This is a genomic window from Endozoicomonas sp. (assembly GCF_051008435.1).
In the GTDB taxonomy this organism is placed as follows: Bacteria; Pseudomonadota; Gammaproteobacteria; order Pseudomonadales; family Endozoicomonadaceae; genus Endozoicomonas_A.
The window spans coordinates 1-12,741 of the sequence record NZ_JBPCXO010000067.1; the positions used below are offsets into that span (position 1 = coordinate 1).

12 protein-coding genes are annotated in these 12,741 nt (G+C 47.5%); 8 read left to right on the plus strand and 4 right to left on the minus strand.

All coding sequences use genetic code 11. The annotated features are described in order from the left end of the window. Positions 1–101: 101 nt before the first annotated feature. On the minus strand, positions 102–1,862 hold the full coding sequence (locus ACR2PX_RS03180; protein ID WP_433997912.1) for a YncE family protein: 1,761 nt from the start codon (positions 1,860–1,862) through the stop codon (positions 102–104). A 307-nt stretch (positions 1,863–2,169) separates the two neighbouring features. Then, complete coding sequence (locus ACR2PX_RS03185) at positions 2,170–3,009, minus strand: MerR family transcriptional regulator (protein ID WP_433997913.1); 840 nt, start codon at positions 3,007–3,009, stop codon at positions 2,170–2,172. An 83-nt stretch (positions 3,010–3,092) separates the two neighbouring features. Between ACR2PX_RS03185 and ACR2PX_RS03190 the strand changes: the two genes are divergently transcribed. Next, positions 3,093–4,439, plus strand: a complete 1,347-nt coding sequence (locus ACR2PX_RS03190) for an MATE family efflux transporter (protein WP_433997914.1) — start codon at positions 3,093–3,095, stop codon at positions 4,437–4,439. Between the two features lie 10 nt (positions 4,440–4,449). Here ACR2PX_RS03190 and ACR2PX_RS03195 read toward each other — a convergent pair whose 3' ends face one another. Both ACR2PX_RS03195 and trhA read right to left on the minus strand, forming a co-directional pair. Continuing rightward, positions 4,450–5,322 carry an amidohydrolase family protein gene (locus ACR2PX_RS03195; protein ID WP_433997915.1) on the minus strand — a complete coding sequence of 291 codons (873 nt, stop codon included), beginning with the start codon at positions 5,320–5,322 and terminating at the stop codon, positions 4,450–4,452. Positions 5,323–5,434: 112 nt separating this feature from the next. Continuing rightward, positions 5,435–6,076 (minus strand): PAQR family membrane homeostasis protein TrhA, encoded by a 642-nt coding sequence (trhA, locus tag ACR2PX_RS03200; RefSeq protein WP_433997916.1) that lies wholly within the window; start codon positions 6,074–6,076, stop codon positions 5,435–5,437. 496 nt (positions 6,077–6,572) lie between these two features. Between trhA and ACR2PX_RS03205 the strand changes: the two genes are divergently transcribed. From ACR2PX_RS03205 to ACR2PX_RS03235, 7 genes are all read left to right on the plus strand, one after another. After that, a complete protein-coding gene (locus ACR2PX_RS03205) occupies positions 6,573–7,355 on the plus strand; it encodes a DUF3450 domain-containing protein (protein WP_433997917.1) in 783 nt (260 codons plus the stop codon). After that, positions 7,352–8,764 carry a MotA/TolQ/ExbB proton channel family protein gene (locus ACR2PX_RS03210; RefSeq protein WP_433997918.1) on the plus strand — a complete coding sequence of 471 codons (1,413 nt, stop codon included), beginning with the start codon at positions 7,352–7,354 and terminating at the stop codon, positions 8,762–8,764. Before ACR2PX_RS03205 ends, ACR2PX_RS03210 begins: the two co-directional genes overlap by 4 nt. A gap of 19 nt (positions 8,765–8,783) precedes the next feature. Further along, positions 8,784–9,341 (plus strand): MotA/TolQ/ExbB proton channel family protein, encoded by a 558-nt coding sequence (locus tag ACR2PX_RS03215; protein WP_433997919.1) that lies wholly within the window; start codon positions 8,784–8,786, stop codon positions 9,339–9,341. Between the two features lie 12 nt (positions 9,342–9,353). Further along, positions 9,354–9,767, plus strand: a complete 414-nt coding sequence (locus tag ACR2PX_RS03220) for an ExbD/TolR family protein (protein WP_433997920.1) — start codon at positions 9,354–9,356, stop codon at positions 9,765–9,767. Position 9,768: 1 nt separating this feature from the next. Continuing rightward, positions 9,769–10,449 (plus strand): TonB family protein, encoded by a 681-nt coding sequence (locus tag ACR2PX_RS03225; RefSeq protein ID WP_433997921.1) that lies wholly within the window; start codon positions 9,769–9,771, stop codon positions 10,447–10,449. Beyond that, entirely contained in the window at positions 10,442–11,668 is a 1,227-nt protein-coding gene (locus tag ACR2PX_RS03230; protein WP_433997922.1) for a tetratricopeptide repeat protein, read from the plus strand. Before ACR2PX_RS03225 ends, ACR2PX_RS03230 begins: the two co-directional genes overlap by 8 nt. A 165-nt stretch (positions 11,669–11,833) precedes the next feature. After that, entirely contained in the window at positions 11,834–12,619 is a 786-nt protein-coding gene (locus tag ACR2PX_RS03235) for a hypothetical protein (protein WP_433997923.1), read from the plus strand. Positions 12,620–12,741: the final 122 nt, after the last annotated feature.

Genomic DNA, 12,741 nt, shown 5'->3' on the forward strand with positions numbered 1-12,741 from the left:
GTTCTAGACAGCTTCGATGGATTCGTGAGAATAGTTGACCTATTTAATCGAATTCATCGAATAATTGGGCCGTTCTTTCTGGAATTTAGGCCGAAATAGTCTTAAGTCCGACAGGCTCCTAGAGCAAGCAAATCATTTTCAGACAAGACACTTTCTCCGGTACGGTCTGGTGTAAAGTTGCCACTTTCCAGCAGATAACCCCTCTGCTCATTTTCGACCAGTCCATGAGCTACCAGCTCACACTCAGTCAGTGTGTGGTTGCCACTATCCCGATTCAAAACATCGTTCATAACTTTGGATCTGAAAGATGCTTTCGAACGAGTAATCAGAAGGTTTGCCCGATCGAGATCACCTGCTGGACTGTCACTGTTCAAAGTAATCTGCTGACCCACAATGGGAGCCAGATCTGAATCTGATTCCATCAGGAAGTCCACCAGACTCTGGCGAACCTGATCATCCGGAATACCTACATTGCCAAAATTGAACTCACAGCCATGTTTTGCCGGATCCAGACCATTCGATAGGCCTGTATTGGTATTACTGCAATCTGTTGCCCCATCATCAAACACCCCCCCTTTCAGAAAGTTGAACAGGGTGTCCGTAGCGCCATCATGCAAAAAACCAAACCCTCTTACCTGATCACGACTAGCAAGATCATTGGTTTCTGACGGAAGAAAACCTCTCCTGGAAGGCAAGCCAAACATACCAACCCGGGTGTATAGATTACGGAAATGGGGGACTTTCAGAATCTGTATCTCTCCACCATGAGCCACGGTCCCATCAGCACCAAAGAACCCGTTGACTGGCTCATAAGTATGACAACCTTCACAGGAAACACCGTCAGGCTTATTTCCGAACCGGGCATTATTCAGTGTGGTGTCTGTAGCCAGTCCATCCGATCGAGAGCGTCCTGGTGCCTCCCCCATAAAGAACATCTTGCCCTGCTGCGCAGTGGCACTGAATGTACCATCCAAAGGTCGGATTGGGTTAGGCGGCAACTGCACCGCCAGCATAAAGTCAGCGAATTTATCCATATCATTCGCCAGAGCCTGGGCTTCGGCATTTAGATTGTCTGGATTACTGAGCGTGACTTCCAGACCCAGCAATCCTTCAAAAGCCACAATAAAGTTTCGGAATGAAGTTCTTTCATCATTGATATTGCCGGCATTGGAAAAGAAACCATTGGCCCGATCTCCGCGCCAGTGCAAAGCACCATGAGTGCTCATACCACGCATGGTTTGAGTCGCCATAGGACCTTTCAGTGCAGCAAATTGCGCCAGATTGTCAGGAACAGTCTGACCGTCGAAGTTTTTAACATTCGGGTCACCCCGACCATTCACATCAGGGAGTATTTTGCAGGCTTCACCATCCTGGGCCAGAACACCACCGTTGGCTACACTGCAATCGAGCCGGGCAATGTTAAGGGTTTTGTGATCCAGAGGGTTCCAGGTGTTGGCGGCATCAGGATTACCCAGATTCCAACTCAAATGATCGGTATCACCAAAGACATGGCAGCCGGCGCAGGATGCTTCTCCATTAGAAGATGAACGATTTGCGTCGTAGAGCATGAAACGGCCTGCCTGTATCCCTGCTGGCTCAGGGTTGTGCATGGCTAACCTCTGTATCTCAGCACCGGTATCCGCATTTAGCACCACGACTCGGTTATCAAAACGGGTAATGGCATAAATACGATTACCGTTCAGCAATAGCCCTGAAGGTCCTCCATTAACGGTAATATGCCTTACATTCGATTGAGCATCCTGGGCATTACCGGTATTGAGCTGATCGATATCATAAACCGCAATCTTATTTGAACCCAGAGCAGTCAGATAAAGACGATCACCCGCACTGTTGATAGCCATCTGAGTGGGTGTTGCCAGACTTTTAGTCTTGTCATTCCCCTGTTTTAACTTGTTGTAATCAATATGTGGATTGAGATGAACAGGGGTTACTGTTCCATCGGGCTTGATAACCGTGATACGAGATTGGGCAATATTGCCCTGAACCGTAGTCGGCTTATCTTTAATCCGATCATAAGGTGCGAAGCCACGAAAATTATTCTCGATGGCATTCCTTAGCCAGGTGCCCGGCCCTTCGAATCGGGTAGCATTGTTCGCTTCAGTATTACTGACATAAACAACAATGAGCTGGAACTAAAGCGACTCACTCTCACCCTGAATGATCCGGGGTGAGAGCCTTCTCTTTCTGCTTAGATCGAACAGGCACCTGAATTTCCGTCAGAAACTCATTTTCATCATCGGTTTCATGGATATCAATCTGGTAGATTTCCACCACGGATCCTGACAACTCCAGACCATGATCTTGCATATAACGCCGAATAGCTGGGTAAAGTCTAAAAGCGTTAGCGTATTCGCCCCTGAAATGAGCACAGAGATATTCCCCTTCCGCAAGAAAACTACTGCCCTCTGTGTCCAGGATAAACATGGATGAATAACGATCGTATTGTGCATTCAGAAAATCTTCCTGACTGATAGTAGCGCCAGCCCTTCCCTGGGCAAAGTAGCTGAATTTCTGCCCCTGACTACCCGCCTCAATCTCTTTATGGGTTCGATCCAGTTCCCAGGAGTCGGTGACTTTCTTATCCAGTGATTCAACAGTTCGGGCTGGCAGAGTCAATCTCTGGATTTCAAAGTGACAGCCAATCGTTTCAACTTCAGAAAAATAATGTTTGCGACTTTCCAGCTGCTCCTGCAATACCTCAAGGTCGGCCATTTTCTGTTTGATCGTATCTAACTGAAAATCGATCAGACAAGCGCTACTGGCCAGTGATCGGTCAGACATGTATTGATGAATATCCGCCAGACTGACATCCAGTTGCCGGAGTGTCCTGATCGTATTCAGCCGCCAGATCTGTCGATTGGAATAATAACGGTAGCCACTCTCACTGATTTGCTCGGGCTCAAGAAGACCCCGCTTTTCGTAGTGCCGTAAGGTATCAACACTGATGTCGTATAGCCGGCTGATTTCGCCGATTCTGAAAAGTTTCATTGCTTTAGCCAGTACTGCTTGACTCTGGAACGGTTCGAGACTTTATGCTGAATTTCTCTTTTTTAACAGTTTTGAGTTTTATCATGTCTGCCCGGACGGATCTGCCAAAAAACAACATTGGACGATTACTTTTCCGATACGCTCTACCTTCCACACTATCCGTATGGATCTTTGCACTCTATACCATGGTCGATGGCATGTTTGTCGGCAAAGTCGTCGGCGCCCAGGCACTGGCAGCGGTTAATCTTTCTCTGCCTTATATCAGTATTCTGTTTGCCATTTCTATTCTTGTGACGATTGGTGCAGCCACTCTGGTCGGTGTCCAGCGGGGAGCAGGCAATCCACAGCAGGCAAGCCGTATTTTCTCAACCGCTATCTACACGTTGCTGTTATTTGGTTTGACTGTCTGTGGCCTGAGTTACTTTTTTATAGAAGACATTGCCGTGCTACTGGGCGCCAGAGGTGAGTTAGTCCCCTTGGTGGTCGAATACCTGCAAACGCTGTTGGTCTTTAACACCTTCTATCTCGTCGCCTACTCGATGGAAGTCTTTGTAAAAGTGGATGGCTTCCCAAAACGGGAACTGATTGTCATCTGTATCGCAGCCTTAACCAATATTGCACTGGATTACCTCCTTATCGTTGAACAGGGAATGGGTTTGAAAGGCGCAGCCATTGCTACCGGTTGCGCCCAGCTGCTTCAGGGCATTCTGTTACTGCTGCACTTCAGGAGTAAAGTCGGAACCTTAAGGTTTGTTAGAGTGCTGCCTTCACCTGGATTGGTGTTGAAGTTCTTTAAAATCGGAATCCCTGACTCAATCACAGAAATGTCTTCAGGCTTTGTACTGCTGGCCTTTAATCACGTCATTCTGTCCAGTCTATCCACATCCGAGCTTTCAGCATTCAGTGTGATTGGCTATATCAGCAACTTTATGCTGCTCACCATGATCGGTCTGTCCCAGGGTATGCAACCACTGGTGACTTATTTCAGAGGGCAGAATCATCACGAGAAAACAAAGCAGCTGCTGATCCTGACGTTGAAATCTGCCTTCACAGCGACCGCTCTGAGCTTTCTGACTTTGTATGCCTTTGGTGATTGGCTAGCCGCGATGTTTTTAAACGACAAAATTCTTATAAATCGGTCTCATGACATTATGAAAGTCTTCTGTCTGGGCTTTCTGTTCCTGGGAATGAACGTGGTTCTGTCAGCCTACTTTACAGCCATGGAAAAAATGATCAGTGCCGGGATACTTTCACTACTGAGAAGCACGGTTCTGGTGATCATATTACTGATGACCCTTCCTTCCCTGATGGGTCCAAACAGTATCTGGCTGGTAGCACCAATCAGTGAAGCACTGACCCTTCTGGTAGGTATTTACTTGATTAGAAGACCGCAGTCAGGCTGGCGGCCCAGAGGTTTGGCCACCAGCTAGTCGAACGGATTTAGTCCTCAATTTTGAAAACACGTTTGGCATTGTCACGAAGAAACTTGGGCCAGACCTCATCTTTAAAGGGCACCTCGGGCATATCTCTAAAGATTCGATCCAGGGAGATACCCATTGGGAAATAACCCGCATACATCACCTGGTCTGAACCCCGGGTATTAGCAAACTCAATGATGGGTTCGGGATAATATTTGGGCGCAAAGGCACTGGTGGAATAGTAAAGATTGGGGTATTTGAGCATCAGTTTCCAGGCCAGCTCATCCCAAGGCTCGCCACCGTGCCTCATAACGACTTTCAGCTCAGGGAAAAACCAGCAGACTTCATCCAATAGCTCTACTTTTTGAGGTGCCATAGGCAAACGAGGCCCAGGCACCCCGACACAAACACAGAAAGGCAGATCCAGTTCCACCAGCTTGGCATAGATGGGGTACCACTTTTTATCGTTGATCGGCACCTGGGGACAAAGGCCAGAAGGAAAGCCTGTCACTGCCTTGATGCCGTATTCGTGATACAACCTTTCTATCTTGCGTACTTCATCCATCGCATTGTTGGGATTGGCTTCATAAGAAGCCATGAAACGCTCTGGATGACGACGCAGGGCCTCCATGGCGGTTTCATTGTTTTCATCAAAGCCCATCAATGCTTTTTCGATATTGTGCTTGTCCATCTGCTCCAGTGTGTAAGCGATGTAATCTTCTTTCTTACCCGCTTGGGGAATATCCCTGAACATATACTGGGCCGGCATTTTGAAAATCTCCCGGCTCTCTGCATCCAGCAGCATCGGCTTCATATATTCGTACCACTGACTGTTGTCTTCACCGGGTACACTGAGCATCAGATCTATGATATTGATATCGCTGGGCATTGGCATTTAGCAGGCCCCTTTATTTTTATTGTTATTCACAGGACTATTGTTCAGGGCAGAAGAGGAATCGACAACGTCCATTCAGATTATCAACTTAAATCGATAACCTGATCAGGCACTACCTGGCAGGAAGTACGTGCAGAAGTACCGCGAAGAAATGACAGACACTGCCACCCAGAACAAACACATGCCAGATAGCGTGATTAAAGGGCAGTTTTTTCCACAGGTAAAAAACAGCTCCCAGAGTGTAAGAGAGGCCACCAGCAACCAGCCAGTAGATACCTTCCAGCGAGATCTTGTCGGCCAGTTCTTTGGATGCAAACAGGACCAGCCAGCCCATCAGGATATAGGTCGCTACCGAGAGTTTTTTAAAACGGGGACCAAACCAGACCTTGAAAACAATGCCTGAAATAGCCAGCAGCCAGATAATGGCAAACATGGTCCAGCCCACGGTTCCCCTCATACTGACCAGCAGGAAAGGTGTATAGGTTCCGGCAATTAGCAGATAGATGGAACAATGGTCCATCAGTTTGAAGACTTTCTTGGTCTTTTCATGCTGAAAGCTGTGATACAACGTAGAAGAAAGAAACAGCAGTACCAACGTTGCCCCATAGATACTGAAGCTGACAATCCGCCAGACATCTTGCTGCTGTGCTGCATAAACCACCAAAAGTGTCAGACCCGCAACGCTGAGTAAGGCTCCCAAGCCATGGGTGATACTGTTTGCGATTTCTTCAGCCAGGCTATAGCTTCTGGCCATCAGGTTGCTTCCTGTGTCGGTGTTTGCTGACATCTAAACGCTCAGAACGGGCTATCGACCCCGGATAATACTCAAGATTCTGGTTAATGTCAGAGCAGATTACAAAGAAAGATTATCCATCTGACCAAAAGTCAGAAAATGGCCACACCTATACCCGTTACCATTGAAGATGTGAGTAGGCGGTAAACGAGAGAAGCCCCATGAGCCTACGAGTAGTAGGTGACTGGGGTGAACGAGAGCAGCCAACACCCTCACATCTTCAAGGGTGATGAGTATATATGCCTCAGCCTTAATTGAGTTTATACAAGCTAAAGACTTCTGAGTGGTACTCCAGCATACTTAATTCACGCGTCTGAAATTGTTTTGAAATAAATGTGAAAAAAAAACATCATATAAATAAAACATAATGCACGCAGTACATAAGCCTCGTAAGAAATGAACATTTATTTCCCTCTTGGCTAGCGCAGTTCACAGAAAACAGCCCATAACAGTACCAATGAATAAAAATAAATGTTTATGGCATGTCGGACTCTTCCTTGCTGCCAGTATTTCAGGGAAGACTTTGGCATCCAGCCTTGATGAAGTGACTCGTACCGGCCAGGATCGCATCCAGTCCGGCCAGAAAGCCCAGCAACAGATAGAGTCGGTTGATAACCAGATCACCTCTCTGGAAACAGAATATCTACACCTGAGCAAGATTACGGAAGGCATTAAGACTTACAATTCCGTACTCAAACAACAGCTCGATAACCAGACTACAGAAATAGTCGACATTCAGAATTCTATTGAGAATGCTGCCGAGATAGAGCGACAGATCGTTCCTCTCATCGATCGAATGATTGATGCACTGGATACCTTTGTCTCACTGGATACCCCCTTTCTGACTGATGAGCGACAGCAACGTGTCGAATCATTGAAAGTTTTGCTGGGTCGCCCTGATGTTTCTACCGCAGAAAAACTTCGAAAGGTATTTGAAGCCTACCAGGAAGAAAATAAATACGGTCGAACCATTGAAGCTTATCGTGGGCAACTGGAACTGGATGGCTCCCCCCGTGATGTCGACTTCTTAAGAGTGGGTCGGGTGGCTTTGCTCTACCAGACCGCTTCTGGTGACCAAATGGGCGCCTGGGATGCTTCTACCAAACAGTGGCAAAACCTTGAAGCTTCTGACTATCAGCGCCACCTGAGCCAGGGTCTTAAAATCGCCCGCAAACAGGCGGCCCCGAATCTATTGTCTGTGCCTGTTTTCAATGTTGATATCAGAGGAGAAGCCCAATGAAAATGATAAAGGCCTTACTCCTCAGTGCCGCTCTGATTCCCTTAGCCCTGTCTGCTAATGAATCCGTCACACTGGATTCTCTGCTGGAACAAATTAAAAAGGGCAGCATTGAAGATCAGGCCCTGCACAAAACCAGACTGACCGAATTCAGAAAAACCAGAACAGAACAGCAACAAAAACTGAACGGTCTTCAGCAGGAAAAAACCAGTCTGGATGGAATCAGCAAAGACTATGAGCAGCAGTACGAACAAAACAGTCAGAAACTGGATGAACTCAACGAAGCCCTGTCCCTGAAACTGGGCACAATGAAAGAACTGTTCGGCGTGCTACAGCAAACCGCTAACGAAAGCCGCTCTCAGTTCAATGGTTCCATTACCCAGGTACAGTACCCGGAACGAGACGTCTTTCTGGAAGCGTTTTCAGAAAATATGGGTAAGGCAACCCGCCTGCCAGACCTGCAGGATATAGAGCGTCTCTGGTTTGAGCTTCAGCAGGAAATGACTGAATCAGGCAAAGTCGTGCGTTTTCAGGCTCAGGTCACCAACACCTCAGGAGAGACCCAACTGGCAGAGGTGACTCGTATTGGTCTGTTTAATGTGGTCAGCAGTGATAAGTATCTGCAATACATTGCTGAAACAGGTCGACTGGTTGAGCTGCCACGCCAGCCACAAGGTCGTTATCTTGACTCAGTCGTTGAGCTAAACAACACCGACAATACCACACCCGTTACCTTTGCACTGGACCCTACACGGGGACAACTTCTCTCCATGCTGGTCAACGTTCCCGGACTGCAGGAGCGCATAGAGCAGGGGGGTATTGTGGGCTATGTCATTCTGGCATTAGGACTGCTGGCACTGTTTGTAACTCTGGAGCGCCTGATTACTCTGGGACTGACGGGAAGCAGCATCAGAAAGCAGATCAAAAACCCAGGTACAAACGGCAACAACCCTCTGGGAAGAATTCTGGCCTGCTATGAAAAGAATCATTCTGCCGACCCGGAGACACTGGAGCTGAAAATCGGCGAAGCCCTGATGAAAGAAGTGCCGGCCATCCAGAAGCGTCTGACCATACTCAAAGTCATTGCCGTTATTTCTCCTTTGCTGGGATTACTGGGAACCGTTACCGGAATGATCGTCACCTTCCAGGCTCTCACTCTGTTTGGAACCGGTGATCCACGCCTTATGGCTGGGGGTATTTCCCAGGCACTGGTGACCACTGTATTGGGTCTGACCGTCGCTATCCCTACCATGCTTCTTCACTCTCTGGTATCCAGCAAGGCCAAAGTCTTGTCCCAGATTCTGGAAGAGCAGGCTGTCGGTATTATTGCTGAACAGGCTGGCAAGGTTCAGACAACGGTTGAGTCCTCAGTAGTAAGCCGTCCAAAAGCCCCGGCTGAAGCCATAGCCTGATATCAGCGGGGAACAAGGAATGGAACAGATACTGATTTCAATTCGGGACTTTCTGGAACTGGGAGGCACGGTTCTGACCGTGATCGCACTGGTCACAGGAGTGCTCTGGATACTGGTTCTGGAAAGAATCTACTACCTGAAATTCCACCATCCAAAAATGGTGCGCAAAGCGCTGGCTCTCTGGAAAATCCAGGATCACAGCGAGCCCTGGTTTACCCAGAAGCTGAAAAGACGACTGATGTCTCTGGTCAGCCTCAAGCTGGAACGTAATCTGGCCCTGATCAAAACACTGATTGCTGTCTGCCCTCTGCTAGGACTGCTGGGAACGGTAACAGGGATGCTGGAAGTGTTTGAGGTAATGTCTTTCACAGGGACAGGTAACGCACGGGCTATGGCATCGGGTGTGTCTAAAGCCACTGTGCCGACTATGGCCGGGATGGTTACAGCCCTGTCTGGCATTCTGGTCATCACCTGGTTGCTGCGCACAGCCCAGAAAGAAAAGCGCTTGCTGAATGAACGCATGCTCAATCAGGCTCAAAGTCCTCAGGCCATACCCACAAAGCACCTTCCCGTTTAGGAGATCCAAACAATGAAGAAATTTTCCTGGCAGGAAGGTATGGATGATGAGGAACTGAATATTGATGTCACTCCCATGCTGGATGTGGTGTTTATTCTGTTGATCTTTTTTATCGTCACCGCCAGTTTCGTGAAAGAAGCCGGTATAGACGTTAATCGACCACAGGCATCCACTGCCACGCAACAAGAGAACGCCAGTATTCTGGTTGCTTTGACCAATGACGACAGTATTTGGATCGATGGCAGAAAAATTGAGCAGCATGCCCTGAGAGCCAATATTGAACGACTGCATGCCGAGAACCCCAAAGGCTCCGTAGTCATTCAGGCCGACAAGGATTCCCGTAATGAATTACTGATTGCGGTGATGGACTCTGCCAGAGCGGTGGGTGTCAGTAATGTCGCTATTGCTACCGCGGATGGTGAATGATGTGAGTTCTGAAACTTTGACGAATATAGAACAGAGCTTTCGAGAACCACAGCTACCCCGACGAATTCTGACCGTTGCCGTCCCGGGTGTAGTAGTCACTCTGGCTCTTTGCTGGGGAATGAAAGCTCTGATCGACCTGCCCTCAGGCAATGCTGAAGCTCAGCAGTATGGCGACGTACTGGACTTTGTTCGGGTCAAACCCAAAGAGGAGCTCGTCAAAAAGAAAGAGCGCCCTGCCAAACCAGAGACGCCGGAAGCACCGCCACCGCCACCTGCAATGCCACAAGTCAGCACCGATACTCCGGTTCTGGAAAAAATCGCGACGACTCGCCCTTCTATCAATCCTGCCATCAATATGGATGGATTAGGCTTTAACCTGGGCAACCTGCAGGAAGGTGAGTACCTGCCCATTGTAAAAGTAGCCCCCATCTATCCAGAGCGGGCCGTAAACCGTGGCATTCAGGGTTTCTGTACCGTGGAATACACCGTCACCCGGGAAGGTCTGGTCAAGGACGTTAAAGTCGTGGAATCCCTCTGTGACAGCTGGTTGTTCCAAAAACCCTCCGTCAATGCTGCCAAACGGTTCCGCTACCAGCCCAAAGTGGTTAACGGTAAGGCTCAGGAAGTGAAAAGCGTACGCAATCGCTTCACCTATCTCATTCAGGGAGGCGACAATGGTTAAGTTTTCCACTCTTCGCCATGCATTGGTTTGTCTGGCTCTGACAGCGTCTCTTTCTGCCTCTATGGAACTGCATGCTACAGCAATGTCCGAATCTGTTTATCGGGCACTGGAAGGCATTCGAGATCAAGTCAGTCAAACTCATTATCAGGAAGCTCATACCGAGCTGAAAAAACTTTTAAAAGACAACAGTCGATTATCTTCCTATGAGCGGGCTCAAATCTGGAACCTGACCGGTTATACCTTCTATCTTCAGGACAACTATCCTCAGGCGGTTACTGCCTATAAAGAGGTTCTGAAACAGGAAGATCTACCCGAAGCACTCAGGCTCAGTACGGGAAGAACCCTGGCTCAACTCTGGTTCAGTACAGGAAAATATAAAGAGGCTCTCGAGCAGGCCAAAGCGATTACTGCAAACCAGAAGACTCAGGATACAAGTTTGAATGTTCTGATGGCTCACTGTCTTTATCAACTCAAAGACTATAAAGAGTCTGCAAAGGTTATTCAGTTAACCATCAAGGCTTCAGATAAGCCTAAAGAAGGTTGGTATCAGCTACTCAGAGCCAACTATCAGACTCTGGAAGACTTTCCTGCAGTGGAGAAAGTTCTGGAAGAGATGGTGACACACTTCCCGAAAAAGGAATATCTGCTGGCTCTGTCGGCTATATACAGCCAACTTGAAAAGCCAAAGAAACAGCTGGTGTTACTCGAAGGTGTATTCGAGTCAGGGCAGTTAGACAGTGAACCTCATCTTAAGGCACTGGGCACATTGTTGCTGCAACAGAACCTCCCCATTAAATCAGCACAGGTTCTCTCCCAGAGCCTGAAAGCTGGCTACATGGAGCCTTCTCTGGATAACCTCAGACTCTTGGCTCAAGCATGGTTACAAGCCAGAGAAGATGAGAAAGCCCTTGATACTCTGGACAAAGCAGCCGCTCTCGATAGCAGCGGTAAATCATCTCTACTGATCGCCCAACTGCATCTCAGGTCTCAGCAATGGACACAAGCAGAGCGGGCTTTAAAAACGGCTCTTTCAAAAGAGCTGAATGACCAGCCCACTGCCCAACTGATGTTGGGTATGGCCCAGTACAATCAGAAAAAGTATCAGGATGCTCTGATCTCACTGAAAGCCGCCTCCAATCACAAAAAGACTCGGACATCGGCTCAACAGTGGTTGGACTATACGAAGATGGAAATCGAGAGAAATATGGAGAAATTGTAAAGACACACTATTTATGTGACCCACGTCTCTATTTTCCATTGACTTAATCACATCACAGCTCAGAGAATAGTAGCACCTGAGTTTGACTCAGGCACATAGACGACTGAATACAGTTGTGTACCCGTACAAAAGAAATAAACGGGCGTATAAAAAGGAACTTTTACAATGAGTAGTTTTCAGAACCATTCTGCTTTAAAAGAAAATGGTTTTCGCCGTATAACCGGGAATACTCAGACAGGATACATTCTAGTATCTGAAGCCCGGGATGGTCGAAAAGTCTACATTGACCAGAAGCTCTCCGTTCAATTTGCCGAATTTCTCTCAACCAACAACTATAAGGGACAGCGAGTCCTTTCTCAGTTAGCACAGTTAAGATCAAAAGCCGGCGGCTCAAGAAGCTTTAGTAACAGCAACGATGCCTTCGAGCATATGGGAATCGTAGAAAACCTGCAAATTGGCTACAAAATTCTTCAGCCAAGTTCAGATAACCATATGAGCGGCGTATATATCACTTATATTGCTTTTGCTGAGCATGCTTCTGGGCATTTTAAACCCGGTTTGTATTCAGTCAACTTCGACAAGAACAAAGAAAAGTGGGGAATAAAGGACGAAGATGCTCGTCCAAAAATCACTCGCAAAAACGTAGCAATCAATGGCCTCTGCTCTCGTGCCGAAGTAGCTGCGAAAGATATACTTCCCGATATAGTCAATGGAGCCTACAAGGATGTAAAAGGCAGTCAAGCTATCAAAGATGAAGGATTTGAGATGTACTATAATCCTCGCCCCTATTATAACAAAGGAAAAGAATGGAAAACTCCAGAACAAAAGCAAACCTCCCAGAAATATGCCGCTGATAAGTTAGGCAATCTTTTGCTGGACGCACAGAAAGGCTCTGAATCTGTTCAGTGGGTTATCCATGGTGACGGCAGCAAACTCCTTAAAAAAACGTAACTATTCAGCACCCCTGATGATTTTGCAGGGATAAAAGGTTTTGGTTATAAGCCATGCCACACTTGAGTTTCAGAGGTACAAATATGCTGTACTTTCGTTTATCTCGTGGGTAGTTGCGGCAA

Excerpts from the sequence above, each read along its gene's own strand:
- ACR2PX_RS03205 (WP_433997917.1), top strand. The coding sequence starts at position 6,573 with ATGAATAAAAATAAATGTTTATGGCATGTCGGACTCTTCCTTGCTGCC.
- ACR2PX_RS03180 (WP_433997912.1), bottom strand. The coding sequence starts at position 1,862 with ATGGCTATCAACAGTGCGGGTGATCGTCTTTATCTGACTGCTCTGGGT.
- ACR2PX_RS03220 (WP_433997920.1), top strand. The coding sequence starts at position 9,354 with ATGAAGAAATTTTCCTGGCAGGAAGGTATGGATGATGAGGAACTGAAT.
- ACR2PX_RS03195 (WP_433997915.1), bottom strand. The coding sequence starts at position 5,322 with ATGCCAATGCCCAGCGATATCAATATCATAGATCTGATGCTCAGTGTA.
- ACR2PX_RS03215 (WP_433997919.1), top strand. The coding sequence starts at position 8,784 with ATGGAACAGATACTGATTTCAATTCGGGACTTTCTGGAACTGGGAGGC.
- ACR2PX_RS03190 (WP_433997914.1), top strand. The coding sequence starts at position 3,093 with ATGTCTGCCCGGACGGATCTGCCAAAAAACAACATTGGACGATTACTT.
- ACR2PX_RS03235 (WP_433997923.1), top strand. The coding sequence starts at position 11,834 with ATGAGTAGTTTTCAGAACCATTCTGCTTTAAAAGAAAATGGTTTTCGC.
- ACR2PX_RS03230 (WP_433997922.1), top strand. The coding sequence starts at position 10,442 with ATGGTTAAGTTTTCCACTCTTCGCCATGCATTGGTTTGTCTGGCTCTG.
- trhA (WP_433997916.1), bottom strand. The coding sequence starts at position 6,076 with ATGGCCAGAAGCTATAGCCTGGCTGAAGAAATCGCAAACAGTATCACC.
- ACR2PX_RS03185 (WP_433997913.1), bottom strand. The coding sequence starts at position 3,009 with ATGAAACTTTTCAGAATCGGCGAAATCAGCCGGCTATACGACATCAGT.
- ACR2PX_RS03210 (WP_433997918.1), top strand. The coding sequence starts at position 7,352 with ATGAAAATGATAAAGGCCTTACTCCTCAGTGCCGCTCTGATTCCCTTA.